The organism is Burkholderiaceae bacterium DAT-1 (assembly GCA_019084025.1).
Classification (GTDB): Bacteria; Pseudomonadota; Gammaproteobacteria; order Burkholderiales; family Chitinimonadaceae; genus DAT-1.
The window spans coordinates 347,234-365,272 of record JAHRBI010000006.1; the positions used below are offsets into that span (position 1 = coordinate 347,234).

The window sequence follows — 18,039 nt, forward strand, 5'->3', positions numbered from 1 at the left end:
GTATCGTATGCGCACACTGAACAGGAGTACACCATGCTGCTTAAACCACGCAATCCGCATGCCTGTGCGTCCCTCATGCGCAAAGGCGGTGCACACGCGCCCTCCCGAAAACGTCAGCGCCAGAACGGGCGACAGGACATCAAACGCCAGCTGGTAGATGTTCGATACGACAAGGCCACCGGAAACGGTGGCCTTCGTTATTGTTCAGTTGCATGTCGATGAGGTGATTACTTCAACCCCAGCATCGCGCTCTTCAGTGAATTGCTCACCGGCTGCTTACCCACCCAGATGCGTAACATGGCGCGGGCAAAATCGTCGCCGCCAATCAGGCGAGTCTGGCCGCGTGCGGTCACCTGTGTGCCCTTGCCCGGCATAAAATCCAGTGTCACCAGATCGCCTTCATTCACTTCTTTCAATTGGGCGAAATAGGCTTCCATTTCCTTGATCTGGCTACCAAGTTTGCTGAGTTCGCCCTCAGTTGCATTGGCTTCCAGACCATCAATCAGCGATTCACGGAATCGATCACCATCTACATGACGCATCATGGTCAAGGTTACACGGCGCGGATTGGTCGAATCCCCAATCACCGAATCTGCATTGGTCGGTTTGGCAACGGTATACAAGGCACCCACATACACCTTGGCAATACCCCACTTCGAACGCACCCCCGCACCCGCAAGATTCAGCTTCTGCCCCGCAACAACCGCTGAATCATCCAGCTTCACACCATCCACATCGGCTGCAAATCCCAGCAAAGGCAGCACCAGTAGCATCAGGCTCATCATTCGTTTCATTGCTTGTCCCCTCATTCTTAGTATGCTTTGGATCTTACCAAACAATCGTACAAAAAACGGGGCGCGGCTGACCGCTACCCCGTTGATACATGGCTGTTACGCAACAGCCGGAGCCGATCACAGCGACTGGATAATCCCAGCGGCACCCATGCCGGTACCGATACACATGGTGATCATGCCGTACTTGCCTGCCATGCCTTCGCGGCGCATGCCGTGAACCACAGTAGCAGTACGGATCGCACCGGTTGCACCCAGCGGGTGACCCAGCGCAATCGCGCCACCCAGCGGATTGACCTTGCTGGTGTCCAGACCGAGATCACGAATCACAGCCAATGCCTGAGCGGCAAAGGCTTCATTCAGTTCGATCCAGGCCAGATCATCCTGATGCAGGCCGGCGTTCTTCAGGGCAGCCGGAATGGCTTCCTTCGGACCGATACCCATGATCGCAGGCGGCACGCCCTTCACGGCGAAGCTAACGTACTTGGCCAGCGGCACCAGGTTGAATTGCTTCAGGATCTTTTCGGATACCAGAATCACCGCAGCGGCGCCATCGGACATCTGCGAGGAGTTACCGGCGGTCACCGAACCCTTGGCAGCAAACACAGGCTTCAGCTTGCCCAGTGTTTCCAGCGAGGTACCGGCACGCGGACCTTCATCGGTATCGATCAGCTTTTCAACCGTCTTCACTTCGCCAGTGGCCAGATCCGGCGTACGGTAGGTCACCTTCAGCGGGCTGATTTCATCCTTGAACTTGCCGCCTTCGATGGCAGCCAGCGCGCGATTGTGCGATTCGACAGCGAATGCATCCTGATCTTCGCGGCTCACCTTCCACTGCTCGGCCACCTTCTCGGCGGTCAGACCCATGCCGTAGGCGATGGCGACGTTTTCGTCCTTGGTGAAGATTTCCGGATTCAGGGCAATCTTGTTACCCATCATCGGCACCATGGACATCGACTCGGCACCACCGGCGATCACCACATCGGCCTCACCCATGCGGATGCGGTCAGCTGCGACTTGCACGGCATTGATACCGGACGAGCAGTAACGGTTGATGGTGATACCACCCACGGTATCCGGCAGACCGGCCAGCAGCACGGCGATACGCGCCATGTTCAGACCTTGCTCGGCTTCCGGGAAGGCACAGCCCACCACGCAATCGTTGATCAGATTCGGGTCCAGTGTCGGAACCTGTGCCACGGCTTCGCGGATGCAGTGTGCCAGCAGATCATCCGGACGGACGCTCTTGAACATGCCACGCGGGGCCTTGCCTACCGGCGTGCGCTGCACGGCAACAATGTAGGCTTCCTGAACTTGTTTGCTCATTTCATTCTCCGTTTGGAGTCAATTCATACTGTGAAAAGTGAACGCTGTGCCGCCGCAGGGCGGCACCACCATTCACAGAATTAGTTACGCAGCGGCTTGTTGTACTGGAGCATGTAGGCAATGCGTTCCTGAGTCTTTTCGTTCTTCAGGAGTTGCATGAATGCCTTGCGTTCCAGCTTCAGGATCCACTCTTCATCCACCAGCGCGCCAGCTTCCACATCGCCACCGGTCACCACATCGGCGATCAGTGCGGCGATCTGGTAGTCGTACTTGGAGATGAAGCCGCCTTCGGCCATATTGGTCAGCTGACCCTTGATGGAGGCCGCACCCGGACGACCTGCAACCGGGAAGCCCTTCACCTTCAGCGGCGCGCGGTAACCGCTTTCGGCCATCGCCAGTGCCTGCTGCTTGGCCACGTGCAAGAGTTCGTATTGATTGAAGACGATGATGTCGGAAGCACGCAGGAAGCCGATGTCCTTGCCTTCTTCTGCACTCTTGGCCACGTTGGCAGTGGCGATCGCCATGTAGCGATCCTTGAGTGCGGAGAACAGGTCGCCACGGGCTTCTTGCGCTGCGCGCAGTGCGAATTCCTTACAGCCGCCGCCGCCTGGCAGCAGACCCACGCCCACTTCAACCAGACCGATGTAGCTTTCCAGATGCGCCACGATGCGATCGCAGTGCATGGCCAGTTCGCAGCCGCCGCCGAACACGTAGCCACGAGTTGCAGCTACGGTTGGCACCTGGCAGTAACGCAGGCGCATGGATGCCTTCTGGAATTCGGCGATCATGTTTTCGATGGTGTCCCAGTCACCGGCCATGAAGGCGGGCAGCATGGAGGACAGATCAGCACCGACCGAGAACGGCTCATCCGGGCTCCACACGACAATACCCTTGAACTGGGCTTCAGCGATGTCGACAGCCTTGTTGATGCCTTCCAGCACAGCCGGACCAATGGCGTGCGCCTTGGACAGAATGCTCAGCACCAGTACGCCGTCGCCCTGAGTCCAGGCACGCAGGCCCTCATTTTCAAAGACCGTTTCGCCGTACACCGGTGCAGCTTCGCCGACCAGACGGGCCGGGAACAGCTGACGCTGGTACACATCCAGGGTCGAACGCGGCACGACAGCGTTCTTGGACGCGCTAAAGGAACCGGCAGCACTGTGCACGCCTTCAACCGAATCCACCCATGCCGGCAGCGCAGCGTTGACGATACCCTTGCCTTCAGCGATGTCAGCCTTGACCCACTCGGCCACTTGCTTCCAGCCAGCGGCTTGCCAGGTTTCGAACGGACCTTCGTTCCAGCCGAAGCCCCAGCGGATGGCCAGATCAACGTCACGTGCGTTGTCAGCGACGGTGTCGAGGTGGAAAGCGATGTAATGGAACACGTCACGGAAGCAGGCCCACAGGAACTGGGCTTCCGGATGGCTGGATTCGCGCAGCTTCAAGAGACGCTTGCCCGGATCCTTGATCTTCAGCAGTTCTTTAACTGCGTCGTCGCCCTTCTTGTCGGACTCGACGTAGGCACCGGCCTTCGGGTCCAGCACCAGCTTGGTCTTGCCTTCACGCTTGTAGATACCGACCTTGGTCTTGGCACCCAGTGCACCGGCACTGATCAGGCCGCTCAGCCATTCCGGCGACTTGAACAGGCCATGCCACGGATCATTCGGCAGGGTGTCCTGCATGGTCTTGACCACGTGTGCGAAGGTATCCAGACCGACCACATCGGCGGTACGGAAGGTAGCGGACTTCGGACGACCGAGGCGCGGGCCGGTCAGGTCGTCAACGATGTCGAAGCGGATGCCGAACTTTTCGGCATTGTGAATCGCGGCCAGCATGGAGAACACACCAATGCGGTTGGCCACGAAGTTCGGAGTATCCTTGGCGCGGATCACACCCTTGCCCAGCGTGGTCGCCAGGAAGGCTTCCAGCTGATCCAGCATCAGGGCGTCGGAGGTCGCGCACGGAATGATTTCAACCAGATGCATGTAGCGCGGCGGGTTGAAGAAGTGAATGCCGCAGAAGCGCGAACGCATCGAAGCCGGGCAGCCTTCTGCCAGCTTGTTGATCGACAGACCGGAGGTATTAGTCGCGAAAATGGTGTTTTCACCCAGATGCGGTGCCACCTTTTCGTACAGACCCAGTTTCCAGTCCATGCGTTCGGCAATGGCTTCGATCACCACATCGCATTCCTTCAGGAGATGCAGATGCTGGTCGTAGTTAGCTGGGGTGATGTAATCGGCGCGCGACTTTTGCGACAGCGGCGCAGGATTCTGCTTCTTCAGGGCTTCGATGGCCTTCAGCACGATACCGTTCGGGTTGCCTTCCTTGGCAGCCAGATCGAACAGAATCGGCTCGACACCGGCGTTGGCGAGATGGGCAGCAATCTGCGCACCCATCACACCGGCGCCGAGGACGGCTACCTTGCGGACGTTGAATTTGCTCTGAGACATGGTATTCCTCATGGAGAGATAGTCAGAGTAATGCGTTCGCCTTTACGCGCCTGAAAGCTTTTTCACCTAAAGCAAAAACCGCCGTCAAACGCCGGGTGGCTTGCACCACCCGGTTGGCTACTGACAGATTAGAACTTGTAGTTGTATTGAATCCCGAAGGTCCAGGCGGTGATCTTGTACTCGCCGACCATGGTGGCACAGCTGGACAGATTCAGCGCCTGGTTACACACCGGCGTACCGTTGGCATCAGTGATGCCGCCGTTATCAAACTGCTTGATCGGCAACGTACCCATCGTGGTATACGAGGCTACGAAGTCGATGTTATTGCCCTTGTTGAGCGCATAGTTGCCACCAAAGGCAAATGTCTTGCGATCACCGTCCGGCAGCGATGGCGTGCGGAACTGATCTTGCACCGGTGATTGATCTTGCGACATGCCGGCACGCAATGTCAGTTGTTCAGACTGGCGGTAGGTTGCACCAATGGCACCTGCCCAGGTATTGCGCCAGTTTTCGACTGTGTTGGATTGCGGCAGACCGGAATCCAGCTTGATGGTCAGATTCTGCAGGCGGGAATGATCGGTACGGGTCAGGCTGGCAGTCAGCGCCAGATCCTTGTCGACACGATGCAGGAAAGACATGGACAGGCTTTCCGGCGTCACGATCGAGATCGATGCACCGCCAGCAACATAGCCCTTAGTTTTGAGCAGATTGCTGACCGTTGTGCCTACCAGTGGCATTGCGGCCAGTGAGGAAGGCAGTGTCCATTTGGCATCACCCGTGAGCTTCTGACGAATCTGCGAGCGGTAAGCCAAGCTAAAGCGGTTGCTTTCGTCGATATCGAACATCAAGCCGACATTCCACCCAAAACCCCAGTCGTCACCTTTCACGGTCACGCTACCGTCGTACTTCGGGTTACCCTGCATGGTTTTAACCTCGCCTACCAATGCCTGGAAGGCGGCGGCAGGAATGCGGCCAGCCAATACATCCGCTTGCATGCCCGGCAACATTGGCGCAACCAAGCTTGCCACGCCCGAACCAAAATCAGATCCCTTCACCAGGGTGCCGGTCATGTACTGAGCGGAAATGCCGCCACCAATACGCAGACGGTCGTTCACCTTGAGTGCAAACGACGGGTTGATATTGAAGCTTTCCAGCTTGGTTTCGATGATGTTGTAGCGACCGGCCCAGTTCTCGTCGTAAGAAATGGCGTCACCATAGGGCACAAAAGCGGCTACCCCGACGGACAGGGCATCGTCCATCTTGTGGGTGTAATACAAGTGAGGCACGGCAGTTGGCTTGACGATATCGCCACCATTGCCACCCTTGGTCGGCACGCCCCCTGCGGTATACGAACCCTTATCGGTAAACGATACGTTCGGATTGACGATGGCCAGCACACCGGAGAACTGATCGCCCTGCAGGTAGGACATACCGGCCGGGTTGTAGAACAGCACGGTTGCATCGCCAGCTTCGGCGGCATTTGAGTTTGCGGTGCCCTGCGCACTGATGGACTGGGTACCGAAATGGTAACCGGATGCGAATGCGCTTTGAGCGAATGCCGCAGCAATCATCAGGGCTGAAATGCGAATGGCTTGGTGCTTCATATGGTGTTGTCTCCGTTTTATTGCTGGACGCAATCCAGATCGCGCATGCAGGTTGGGAACAGGGGTACCGGAGTACCCCCATTGCGACTTACACGGGCTCGCGAGCCGAGATGTTGGCGTCGTGATGCGTCAGCGTGTAATCGAAATCGTCGACCATGATCACTTCGCGCTTCAGGCGACGTGCACGGGTCACACACTCGAATTCTGCCTGAGTAATGGCACCCTTGTGCAGTGCTTCTTCGAGTCGACCCTTAGCATTCAAGGCTGAGAGCTTGTTTTCGCGTTGCATTTTCCGCAGTTTGCCCTCTACAGGCTCTGCTTCGATGTGCGCAGCGAAGGCCAGATTCAGCACGCCGACCGGGTCGGTCTCGTTCTGTGGTACGAAAACATCCTTGGTCAGACGCTCGCGGGCGCCGGACGGTTCCATCAGCAGACGTGCAATTGCGGTACCGGTCTTGTCGCTGGCTGGCTTGAAATGGCGGCCAACCGGGAAAATCACGCGACGCAGCACCCAAGCCAGACCACTGCTTGGCAGATTAGCCAGGAATCCGTCCATTGCCTGTTGGCAATCGTACAAGGCTTGCTCAACCGCCCACTTGACCAGCGGCAAGTCGTCACGTTGTGCGCCTTCGTCTTCGAAACGCTTCAGTGCAGCAGTAGCGATGTACAGATTGGACAGCATGTCACCCAGACGAGCCGACAGCTTTTCGCGGAATTTCAGCGAACCACCCAGCGAGAACATCGCCATGTCCGACAGCAGCGCGAAAGCCGAAGACAGACGGGTAATATCGCGGTAGTACTGTGCGGTTTCACCGGAACGTGGCGAGCCTGCAATCTTGGCACCGGTGATACCCAGCACGAAGGAGCGGATGAAGTTCGAGGCAACGAATCCGATGTGGCCAATGATGGCGGTATCGAATTCAGCCAGATTATTTTCGTGTGCAGCACGCATTTCACGCAGCACGAAAGGATGGCAGCGGATCGCACCCTGACCGTAGATGATCATCGAACGGGTCAGAATGTTGGCACCTTCCACGGTGATACCGATCGGGATCGACTGGTATGCACGGGCCAGGTAGTTGCGCGGACCCAGCACCACGGCCTTGCCGCCATGCACGTCCATCGCATCATTAATCACCTTACGCATGCGCTCGGTGTTGTGGTACTTCAGGATGGCGGACAGCACCGACGGCTTTTCACCGGTATCCAGACCCACCAGGGCCAGACGCTGGGCGGAATCCATCTGGTAGGTCATCCCACCGATGCGGGCGATGGCTTCGTCCACACCTTCGAACTTGCCGATCGACAGACCAAACTGTTCACGAACGCGGGCATAGGCACCGGTCACGAAGCTGGTCATCTTGCCGGACGCTACCGACATGGCTGGCAGGGAGATACAACGACCCACCGACAGACATTCCACCAGCATGCGCCAGCCCTGACCTGCGAAGTCCTGACCACCGATGATCCAGTCCATCGGGATAAAGACATCCTTACCCATGGTCGGACCATTCATGAATGCGGAACCACCCGGGAAGTGACGCCGACCAATCTGCACGCCTTCGTGCGCCGTCGGCACCAGTGCACAGGTGATACCGATGTCTTCCTTGTCACCCATCAGGTGATCCGGATCGTACATCTTGAATGCCAGACCCAGCACAGTGGCAACCGGTGCAAGCGTAATCCAGCGCTTTTCCCAGGTCACACGCACGCCCAGCACATTTTCATGACGCTGACCGGTGATCGGATCGGTATAGGAACCACGGCACACCACGCCGAAGTCCGGAATCGCGCCTGCATCGGAACCGGCGTAGGGGCTGGTCAGTGCGAAACATGGCACGTCCACACCCTTGGCCAGACGCGGCAGGTAGTAGTTCTTCTGTGCTTCAGTACCGTAGTGCTGCAGCAGTTCGCCCGGTCCGAGCGAGTTCGGCACCATCACGCTCACCGCAGCCGTACCGCCACGGGTAGCGATCTTGGTTACGACGCGAGCATGCGCGTAATTGGAGAACTCCAGACCGCCATATTTCTTCTTGACGATCATGCCCAGGAAGCCTTTGTCCTTGATGAACTGCCACACTTCCGGCGGCAGATCCTTCAATTCGTGGGTAATCTTCCAGTCGTCGATCATGCGGCACAACTCTTCGGTCGGACCGTCGAGGAAGGCCTGCTCTTCGGCGCTCAGCTTCGGTGCGCCAAAGCCATGCAGACGAGTGTAATCAGGTTTGCCGGAGAACAGGTCACGATCCCACCAGACGGTACCCGCGTTGATGGCTTCCTGTTCGGTTTGCGACATCGCCGGGGTGATCTTGCGGAAAATACCGAAGATCGGGCCAGTCAGAACGATACGGCGCAGCGCCGGCACGTTCAGGATCAGGCCAACCGCAACACCGGCATACAGCCAGGCCATTGCAGCGCCACAGTTGAAAACGGCGGCAGCAATGCCACCCAGGATGCCGATCGTCCAGACGATCAGGGGTGCGCGCAGGTAACCCAGCACAAGCACCGCCAGCACAATGATCAGGGCAGTTATCGCCATGACACTCTCCAGCTATAGGTGAATCAGACCTCGGCAGACGCGGGCGCATTGAGCCCGGCTACGAGGAAGGGAACAAGAAAGGCAGCGATGCGCTCAGGTTCGCGCGCATGCACCACCGGATCGGTCACAAAGAGCTTCAGGATGTCGTTGCCGGCAAAGGCATTGAACACCGCACCAAATGCAAAATGAATCCGCCACTGCAACTCGGTTTCAGTGAGATGCGGCAGCGCACGCGAAAAGGCGCGGGTAAAGCGCCCCACCAGTTCCGCATAGTGCTTGGGAAGCGTCTCCTTCAGCACAGGATGCGGCTCGACAAATGTCCGGCTCATCAGACGGACAAAAATGACCCCGCCACGCGATGCGTCACGGGCAATTTCCAGGGCCGAATCAATCAGCGCACCCAGAATCACGTTCGCCGGCAGCGCAACGCCGCCTACTGCCTTTTCCTGCTTGTCCAGATTGCGGACAGCAAGCTCGGTCAGCGGCGCCAGACGGCGGGTGAATACGCCTTGAAACAGGCCATCCTTGCTGCCAAAGTGATAATTGGCTGCTGCAAGGTTCACGCCTGCCCGCTGGGTGATCATGCGCATCGACGTGGCTTCGAAGCCGTGTTCGACGAACAGGGCCTCCGCCGCATCAAGAATGCGGGTCGCCGTATCTGTCTGTTTGGGTTCGAGGCCGAGTTCCATCAGTCACCTTGTATCGAAAGTCAGTTGAATTGCCTGACATTCTCTCAAGAAGCATAGCAGGCAATCAAACGATTGTTTGAACATTACGTTCCCGCCCTCCAACCTGTCAAGCAACTGCTTGAATTTTTCCGGCGCTATGGTTTGCGCACAACAGAAGATTGGCTTGTGGATGCCGTCTGCGTGTCATATTTGGATCAACCATCACACCTCGACTCTTTAGATGCTTTCACCACACTCACACCAAATGAGGTTCGCTCAAGCTGGCTAATGAGCAAAGAAAAAGGCCACTCCGTTGGAGTGGCCTTCGAGTGTTTACACCCGCTCGGACGCTGCGCGTCCCGCTAGGCGAAATACGCTTAGAAATGTTCGCGGATCACTTCCGCCATGATGCGCACACCCTCTTCAATACGCTCGAGGCTGGCATTACTGAAGTTCAGACGCAGCTCGTTCGATACACGGGCTGATGCATAGAACGGTGCACCCGGCATAAAGGCGACCTTGCGATCAAGCGCCGGTTGCAGCAGCTTGTAGGTATCCAGCGGCTTCTTCAGCTTCAGCCAGAAGAACAGGCCACCCGGCGGCACCACCCAGTCAGCGATGTCGGTGAAATGCTTTTCCAGCGCGGCTTGCATCGCATCGCGCTTTTCCTTGTAGTGCAGACGCAGGCGCTCGATGTGATCCGGGTAGTCCGGCGAAGTCAGCAGCTGATGCATTGCCCACTGACCATGGCGGTTGGTGTGCAAGTCAGCCGCCTGCTTCAGGCGGTACAGGTGCGGATACAGGTTTTCGGTCGTTGCCAGCCATGCCACGCGCAGACCTGGGATCGCGGTCTTGGAGAAGGTGCCGAAATGAATCCAGTCGGCCTTCTTCAGATACGACACGATCGGCTGGCGATCGCACTTGTCGTACACCAATTCACGATACGGTTCGTCTTCCAGCAACACTACATTGTGTGCATCGAACAGCTCGGCCACGCGGCGGCGGGTTGCGTCGTCGTAGCAGAAGCCGGCCGGATTCTGGAATGTCGGGATCAGGTAGGCCATCACAGGCTTTTCCTTGATCAGCAACTGTTCCAGCTGTTCAAGGTCAGGACCGGATGACTTCAGGTTCACTTCCAGGAACTTGGCGCCAAACAGGCCAAATACCTGAACCGCAGCCAGGAAAGTCGGGGCTTCTACCAGAACGGGTGTACCCGGATCGACAAACAGCTTGCCAGCCAGATCCAGACCTTGCTGGGAGCCAGTCAGAATCAGGATGTGCTCGGGCTTGGCCGGTACACCGATCTTGTTCATATCGGCAGCAATGGCTTCACGCAGCCAGGCTTCGCCTTCACTCGGGCCGTATTGCGACAGGCCGGCTGGTACATTCGTAAAATCAAGCTTTGGCATGGCTTCCGGTGCTGGCAGGCCGCCGGCAAAGGAAATCACATCCGGGCGACCAGCAACCGCGAGAATTTCGCGAACCAGGGAGCCCTGCAAACGATTAATGCGTTCGGAAAATTGCATAAGGGGGTGTTCCTGCAAGATGGCTTTAAATGTTGTCCCGTTCGTGCACGCATGCTCGAATCATTATTGGCGCGTGCCGAGATGGCGAAAATGACGGAAGCGTGCTGGTCATCCGCCAGTGCATTCCATTGCACCATTCGCCAATTATGCCACAAGCAGCAGTGGCGCGTGGGCGGCAAATGATGTCTGGATCAGGTAAACTTGCCAGCTGACTTTTCCAACATTTTTTTGCAGACCATGCCCGATATTCTGATTCGCCATCCGCACTCCCTCTCCCAAGATGACGCAAAGAAACGCGTCGAACATGTTGGAGCCGAACTCGCCAAGGAGTTTTCCATTCAACATCGCTGGCAAGAAAATGTACTGCACTTTGAACGACTGGGCGTAAATGGCACCTTCAGTGTCGAGTCTGATCAGGTAGTGCTGAGCGTGACACTGGGCTTTCTGCTCAAGGGTCTAAAGGGCAAAATCGAAAGTGAAGCCACTCGGATGCTTAGGGAATCGTTTGCGGTTTGATTCATTCTTCGCCCGGATGGCTGCACTCGATTCACATCATCCTATTCATGCTTGGTCTGACCAGTTGCGCGGTGTAGCATACGCTTGGTCAAATTTGTACCATGCTGTTTCGTCGGCACCGATGCTTTTCAGGAAAGATAAAACATGAAGCTGTCTTCCATACTGGTCACCTTGTCTGTAGCGGGCTTGCTCGCGGCGTGTGGCGGTGGTACATCCGGCGAAATCAAACAGGATAATGGCAATACCACACCACCAGTGGCGACCAGCGGCTCTGCTCAAGGTTTTTGGGGCGGAAAAACCACCGAAGGCCGTGCGATTCAGGGTGTGGTTTTGAGTGATGGTGGCTACGTCTTCTTGTATTCCGGCATCAATGCCCCAACCACGCTCGCCGGTGTGGTTCAGGGAACCGGTATCTCGGATAAGACCGTCGCAGGCTATTTTTCTTCAAGCAACACTGTTCAGTTCAGCCTGGAAAAATCCACCCGATTCACCGGCACGGTTGCGGCAACCTATGCCAGCAAAGGCGCATTCACCGGTATCGTGAGCACGCTCGCCGGAAGTATCGGATTTGATCTGCCATACGACAGCACCTATTCAGATGGTGCCACGTTGAAATCCTTGGCGGGCACTTGGGCAGCGACTGCTGTCGATACATCGCAAACGCTTACCATTGCTGAATCGGGTGCCCTGACAGGCTTGGTCAATGGCTGTGCGCAAACGGGCACCATCAAGCCCCGTACCGATGCCAATGTCTTTGATGTCACTCTGACGTTCGGGGCTGCACCCTGCACTTTCGCGGGTCAGTCCGTCGCGGGCGTGATGTTTAAAAATAAGACTGGCGCACTTTATGGTGCCTTAACTGACAGCGGCCGGCAGTATGTGGTGCCCTACTTCGGCTGGATCAAGCAGTAAGCACCGTCCACCATACGCTACCGCTTATTACGGATACTGATGGACACCCACTCGTCCATCATTTTCTGCTCGCGGCGCTCTTCGCGGACAATCTCTCCGCGAAGATGCCGCTCCTGTAGCGTTTCGTAAGCCTTTAGCTCGCGCTCGGTTTCCTGCCAGAAACGCCGAGTTGCTTCCAGCACCTGCTCGCAGCGCTGCACGTCAAATCCCTGCTGGGTGGCGGCCTGGTCGAGCCGCGCCAGAAATTGCTGATAGTCACTGTATTGCGGCGCAGTAATCCCTTGATTCACCTTTTCGGCCAGACGATTTCGGTATTCCTGCGCATAGGCCTCTACCTGAATCAACCGTTGCCTGGATTGCTCCAGATTCTGGGTCGCGTCGCGCAGGTGATTCAGCGCGTCCTCGCGCTTGTCACGTGCCAGGTTAAGCAAAAATTCGAACTGAAACGGTGCCGCCATGTATCACACTCAGCGCAATAATTCTGCCAGTCGCGCACGTGCGCCGAGGTAGGGCTCCCGTTCATGCATGCCTTGCTGCAGAAAAGCCTGGATGGCAGGCATTCTGGCGATGGCCTCATCCAGCAATGGATCACTCCCCTTTACATAGGCGCCCACTGAAATCAGGTCGCGACTCCGCTGGAAACGAGAATACAGTTGTTTCAACCTGCGTACATCGTAAAGCTCTTCCTGGCTCACCAGGTCAGTCATTACCCGGCTGATCGATTGTTCGATATCAATCGCAGGATAATGTCCGGCCTCTGCCAGCGATCGATTTAATACGAAGTGACCATCAAGAATGGCGCGAGCCGAGTCGGCGATCGGATCCTGCTGATCATCCCCTTCGACCAGTACAGTATAAAAGGCAGTAATCGATCCGGACCCCGGGCGGCCATTGCCCGCACGCTCAACCAGATGGGGTAATTTGGCAAACACCGATGGCGGATAGCCTTTGGTTGCTGGAGGCTCCCCCACCGCCAGTGCAATTTCACGCTGGGCCATGGCGTAGCGCGTTAAAGAATCCATGATCAACAGCACATTTTTTCCCTGATCACGAAAATATTCAGCGATCGCCGTTGCATAGGCTGCACCATGCAAACGTAACAGAGGGGGCGTGTCAGCAGGTGCCGCTACGACAACAGAGCGCCGCCGGCCTTCCTCGCCGAGAATGTTTTCGATGAACTCTTTGACTTCACGGCCGCGCTCGCCAATCAACCCTACCACAACCACATCTGCCGTGGTGTAGCGCGCCATCATACCCAGCAATACGCTTTTGCCCACGCCGGAACCGGCAAACAGCCCGAGACGCTGGCCGCGACCGACTGTGAGCATCGCATTGATCGCCCGCACGCCAACATCCAGCACATCAGTCACGGGCGCTCGGTCGAGTGGATTGAATGGTTTACTGAATAAGGGAACATGATCTACGGTAGCAAGAGGACCCAGCTTATCCAGTGGCCTGCCCAGGCCATCCAGCACACGACCCAGTAGCCTGTCTCCAACGGCAACCTGGCGCCCTTTCTCATGTTTGGATGCGCGAAGATGAACAGGTTCTCCATAGACGGGAACCTGTTGGTCGAGTGCCTCGAAAGGCATCACAATGGCACCGGGTTCAAGGCCATGAATCTCGGCGACAGGCATCAGAAACAGGCGATCGCCATTGAACCCTACTACCTCGGCCTCTACCCGCTCGCCATCGGGCAATATGATCATGCAGCTCTCGCCCACAGGCACTTTTAGACCAACAGCCTCCAGCACCATCCCTGCAACACGGGTCAGTCGACCACATGCTGGCGGCAAGCCGACATTGGCAATGGCTTCACGGCAATCCTGCAGGTAGGCTTCCAGCCTCGCAACACTGGGCGCTACTGTTTCCACGGTACACAGCTCCCAAGCGTGCTGGTGATACGCTGCCACCGGCTTTCAAGATCAAGCTCCTGCTCCATAGTGGGAGAATCCAGTCGGCATGCTCCTCGTTCGATATCGCCATCCGGGATAATCTTCCAGCGCCCACCCGATACTTCTTCTTCAGCCATACGTGATACGACGTCGGCATCGTCCGGGTGCAGTCGAACTTTTACCCGGCCCGGCTGTTCCCCTGCTTCATGCAGTGCCTCCCGAATCAGTTGAGTCAGATGTTCAGGTTGCGCCTGGATTGTTGCCCGAACCATCTGCCGCGCGGCCATCAGTGCCAGATCGACCATGATCGGTGCAAGCTGCCGTTCGCAATCGTGCGTCAATGCATCTAGCCCGGCAATGACTGTTTCAAAATGCTGAACAGCTTGCTGAACCAGCGACTGTGCAGAATCATGCCCGGTTTTCTCGCCAACTTCCTTCCCTGCCTCCACCCCTTCCGCGTGCCCGACTTTATAGCCAGCATCTCGTCCTTGTGCATAGCCTTCGTCATAGCCCGCTTTGCGTCCCGCCTCCATGCCCGCAGCAAACCCTTCATTGCGCGCAGTATCGCGAATTGCGTCCAGCTCGGCCTCATCGACCTCCGGAACGGGTTCTCGCGCAGTGGTCGTCACGGTATGAGTTGGAATGACTTCTGGCGCAACCTCGGGCAATGGCTGCTCGAGCTGCAACACCTGTCCGGTATCCAGTCTCACCACATTACTGTGTTCATGATGGGATGGATGCTGAATAGACCCGCCCGGGAAGTTCCCCATATTCCAGCGTTCCGCCTGACGGCTTTCTTCGCCTTTCAGAATGTTTTTGCTGCCCCACGCTTTCATATGCCACCTGCCCATCCACTTCTTGCCGGAGACGCCCCAGCCTCACGCCAGTACGTGAAGCTGCGTCCACCCGCTTGTTTCACACAGCCGGCGAAATGATTTGCCCTTCGCCGAGATACACGGTTTACTCGAGGAAGCCTTCGCCACCGCCCTTGGCAATAGCAATCTGTCCCTCGTCTGCCAGACGACGCACCACTTTGAGGATTTCGCGCTGTTCGGCTTCCACATCGGACACCTTGACGGCACCCTTTGCTTCGAAGTCGTCGCGGAGCATTTCTGCCGCCCGCGAGGACATATTTCTGAAGATCTTGTTGCGCAGGGCTTCGCTCGTTCCCTTCATGGCGGTAATCAATGCATCCGATGCAATTTCGCGGAGCAAGGTCTGGATGCCGCGGTCGTCGATATCCACCAGGTTTTCGAAGGTGAACATCTTGTCCTGAATGCGCTGAGCGAGTTCGGGATCGTATTCGCGGATGGCGGTGAGCGCCGAGGTTTCGACCACACCACCCATGAAGTTGAGAATTTCTGCAGCCATGGCTTCGCCGCCCATGGCAGACTTCTTGATGCGATCGGCGCCAGACAGCAGCTGCGTCAGCACTTCGTTCAATTCGCGCAACGCGACAGGCTGGACGCCTTCCAGTGTGGCAATCCGCAGCAAAACATCATTACGCAGCCGTTCCACAAAATAGCTCAGCACTTCGGAACACAGATCGGGTTCAAGGTGCACCAGAATCGTGGCAATAATCTGCGGGTGTTCGTTCTTGATGAGTTCGGCCACTGCAGCCGCATCCATCCACTTAAGCGCTTCAATGCCAGTGTTATCACCACCCTGCAGAATTCGATCCAGCAGATTGGCCGCCTTGTCGGAACCCAATGCCTTGGTCAGCACCGAACGGATATATTCGTCAGCGGCACCGAAGTTGGCACGGTTTTGCGTGCTGGACAGGAAATCGCCCAGCACAGCCTCAACTTGTTCACGGGTGACATTGTCCATATTGGCCATGGCCAGACCAATTTTCTGGACTTCCTTCGGTCCAAGGAATTTGAATACCTCGACTGCAGCATCCTCGCCCAGACTCATGAGCAATACCGCGCTCTTGCGAATAGCCTCTTCGTTATTGCCACTATCCTTGGCTGCCATGTCCTGCCGCTCCCATATTCTTGATCGCCGATGGCGTGACCGATGCTAGTGTCGGTCTCTGGGTGAGACTGCTATCTCAATCGTTGCTGACCTTATGTCGTTTCCTTATCGCCCGCATCCGCATTCAGCCATTCGCGAATAATGGTGGCGACCATACGCGGGTCTTCGCGAGCCATTTCCTTGGCACGTTGCATCAACTCGGAGAAGGCAATCAACTGAGCATTAGCCTCGGCTTCGGCCACTGCCTCGGCCTCGACTTCGCTCTGTGCCAGCTCTTCCGCAGTCAGTGCAACCGCACCATCCTCACCGGCCAGCTGCTGTTCACGCTGCGGTCGGATCACATCACGCAGGATCGGACGCAGTACACCAAACAGCAGGTAAGCCAGTACCATCGCAATCAGGGCAACCTTGATGATGTCGGTTGTATGAGCGATCAGGTATTCGGTCAGCTTAACCAGGAAGGACTTGCCTTCAATATCCAGGATACGATCGGCAAACGCTGCATTCACGACCTTTGCCGAATCTCCGCGCGACTCGCTGTAGCCGATGGCTTCGCGCACCAGATGGTCGATTTGCGTCATTTCCGGCTGGGTCAGCGGCACCGACTTCACGCCGCCATCTTTTTGGTTCACACGTTTGTAGTTCACCACGACAGCTGCGGACAGGCGCTTGATCTGGCCAAGCGGCTGCTTAACGTGCGCAACAGTACGATCCACTTCGTAGTTACGCGTCATTTCCTTATTAGATGAACCGGTCTGTCCAGCACCGCCACTCGGACTCACACCGGGTGGGTTGGGTAGATTCACCGGCGCCGAAGCGGCACCCGGAGGCTGATTGGACAAAGCACCGGGCACGCCAGAAGCAGGTGCATTGTTGTTGGCCGTATTGCTGGATTCCTGCGATTTCTCGCTACGAATCGCTGAGGCATTGGGCGTGGAATTCGGGCGATAATTTTCGCTAGCCTGTTCCTGCTCCGAAAAATCCAGCTCGGCAGTCACTTCAGCCTTGACGTTATCTTTCCCGACAATCGGCTCGAGAATTTTCTGTACGCGTTCAGCCAGATCAGCCTCGACCTGATGGGTGTAAGCCAGCTGTTTGCGGCTGAGATTTGTACCAGTGTTTGGGTTATTGCCGACATTATCCGGATTGGTGGACAACATATTGCCGTCCTGATCCACCACGGTAACATCACTGGCTTGCAGACTCGGAATGCTACCCGATACCAGATGCACAATCCCGGCCACCTGCGATGCCTCCAGCAGACGTCCGGGATACAGTGTCAGCAACACGGAAACCGTCGGATGTACCTTATCGCGCAGAAACACGCTTTCCTTGGGCATGGCAATGTGCACACGCGCCGATTGCACCGCAGAAAGCGATTCAATGCTGTGCGATAGCTCACCTTCCACTGCGCGCTGATAATTGACCTGCTCGTTGAACTGGCTGATGCCGAACTTCTGGTTATCCATCAGTTCGAAGCCGACATAGCCGGCTTTCGGTAAGCCTTGCGACGCCAGACGAAGTCGGATGTCGTACACTTTGTCAGCCGGAACGGCAATGGCCCCGCCCATCTCGACCTTGTAGGGGATATTCATCTGCTGCAGCGACTGGATGATCTGGCCGCCATCACGATCTGCAACATTGGAGAAGAGAATTCGGTATCCGGGATCGCGTGACCACATCACGCTGGCAAACATTGCCGCAACGGCAAGTGCCACACCGGCAAGAATTGCAATCTTGCGGGGATTCGACAGTCTGTTGAAACGCTGAACCAACTTGGTAATCGGGTTCGGCGGCGCTTCTGCGTGATCTAGAGCTACAACTGCCTCATCCAT

At 56.7% G+C, this 18,039-nt stretch carries 15 protein-coding genes; 3 read left to right on the top strand and 12 right to left on the bottom strand.

The window, feature by feature from the left end; translation table 11 throughout:
- The first annotated feature begins 33 nt into the window (after positions 1-33).
- Positions 34-222 (top strand): hypothetical protein, encoded by a 189-nt coding sequence (locus KSF73_14700; protein ID MBV1776965.1) that lies wholly within the window; start codon positions 34-36, stop codon positions 220-222.
- A 5-nt stretch (positions 223-227) separates the two neighbouring features.
- On the opposite strand, the gene KSF73_14705 is transcribed toward KSF73_14700, so the two are convergent.
- The 7 genes from KSF73_14705 to KSF73_14735 form a co-directional block, all read right to left on the bottom strand.
- On the bottom strand, positions 228-794 hold the full coding sequence (locus tag KSF73_14705; protein MBV1776966.1) for a chalcone isomerase family protein: 567 nt from the start codon (positions 792-794) through the stop codon (positions 228-230).
- A 117-nt stretch (positions 795-911) separates the two neighbouring features.
- Complete coding sequence (locus KSF73_14710; GenBank protein ID MBV1776967.1) at positions 912-2,117, bottom strand: acetyl-CoA C-acyltransferase; 1,206 nt, start codon at positions 2,115-2,117, stop codon at positions 912-914.
- Between the two features lie 80 nt (positions 2,118-2,197).
- Complete coding sequence (locus KSF73_14715; GenBank protein ID MBV1776968.1) at positions 2,198-4,567, bottom strand: 3-hydroxyacyl-CoA dehydrogenase/enoyl-CoA hydratase family protein; 2,370 nt, start codon at positions 4,565-4,567, stop codon at positions 2,198-2,200.
- Between the two features lie 128 nt (positions 4,568-4,695).
- A complete protein-coding gene (locus tag KSF73_14720) occupies positions 4,696-6,171 on the bottom strand; it encodes an OmpP1/FadL family transporter (GenBank protein ID MBV1776969.1) in 1,476 nt (491 codons plus the stop codon).
- 88 nt (positions 6,172-6,259) lie between these two features.
- Complete coding sequence (locus tag KSF73_14725) at positions 6,260-8,710, bottom strand: acyl-CoA dehydrogenase (protein ID MBV1776970.1); 2,451 nt, start codon at positions 8,708-8,710, stop codon at positions 6,260-6,262.
- A 23-nt stretch (positions 8,711-8,733) separates the two neighbouring features.
- Positions 8,734-9,399, bottom strand: a complete 666-nt coding sequence (locus KSF73_14730; protein MBV1776971.1) for a TetR family transcriptional regulator — start codon at positions 9,397-9,399, stop codon at positions 8,734-8,736.
- A gap of 356 nt (positions 9,400-9,755) precedes the next feature.
- Complete coding sequence (locus KSF73_14735; GenBank protein MBV1776972.1) at positions 9,756-10,904, bottom strand: PLP-dependent aminotransferase family protein; 1,149 nt, start codon at positions 10,902-10,904, stop codon at positions 9,756-9,758.
- Positions 10,905-11,141: 237 nt separating this feature from the next.
- Between KSF73_14735 and KSF73_14740 the strand changes: the two genes are divergently transcribed.
- Both KSF73_14740 and KSF73_14745 read left to right on the top strand, forming a co-directional pair.
- Positions 11,142-11,420: a polyhydroxyalkanoic acid system family protein gene (locus KSF73_14740; GenBank protein MBV1776973.1), complete on the top strand. Its 279-nt coding sequence runs from the start codon at positions 11,142-11,144 to the stop codon at positions 11,418-11,420.
- A 144-nt stretch (positions 11,421-11,564) separates the two neighbouring features.
- Entirely contained in the window at positions 11,565-12,332 is a 768-nt protein-coding gene (locus KSF73_14745) for a hypothetical protein (GenBank protein MBV1776974.1), read from the top strand.
- A 17-nt stretch (positions 12,333-12,349) separates the two neighbouring features.
- On the opposite strand, the gene fliJ is transcribed toward KSF73_14745, so the two are convergent.
- The 5 genes from fliJ to fliF all read right to left on the bottom strand — a co-directional run bounded on the left by fliJ (position 12,350) and on the right by fliF (position 18,039).
- Positions 12,350-12,790: a flagellar export protein FliJ gene (fliJ, locus tag KSF73_14750; protein ID MBV1776975.1), complete on the bottom strand. Its 441-nt coding sequence runs from the start codon at positions 12,788-12,790 to the stop codon at positions 12,350-12,352.
- A gap of 9 nt (positions 12,791-12,799) precedes the next feature.
- Positions 12,800-14,206, bottom strand: a complete 1,407-nt coding sequence (gene fliI, locus KSF73_14755) for a flagellar protein export ATPase FliI (protein MBV1776976.1) — start codon at positions 14,204-14,206, stop codon at positions 12,800-12,802.
- Positions 14,194-15,063, bottom strand: coding sequence for a flagellar assembly protein FliH (locus KSF73_14760; GenBank protein ID MBV1776977.1), 870 nt, complete (start codon positions 15,061-15,063; stop codon positions 14,194-14,196). Before KSF73_14760 ends, fliI begins: the two co-directional genes overlap by 13 nt.
- A gap of 124 nt (positions 15,064-15,187) precedes the next feature.
- Positions 15,188-16,204 (bottom strand): flagellar motor switch protein FliG, encoded by a 1,017-nt coding sequence (gene fliG, locus KSF73_14765; protein ID MBV1776978.1) that lies wholly within the window; start codon positions 16,202-16,204, stop codon positions 15,188-15,190.
- 92 nt (positions 16,205-16,296) lie between these two features.
- The gene (fliF, locus tag KSF73_14770; GenBank protein MBV1776979.1) at positions 16,297-18,039 is read right to left on the bottom strand and encodes a flagellar M-ring protein FliF; all 1,743 of its coding nucleotides are present in this window, start codon (positions 18,037-18,039) and stop codon (positions 16,297-16,299) included.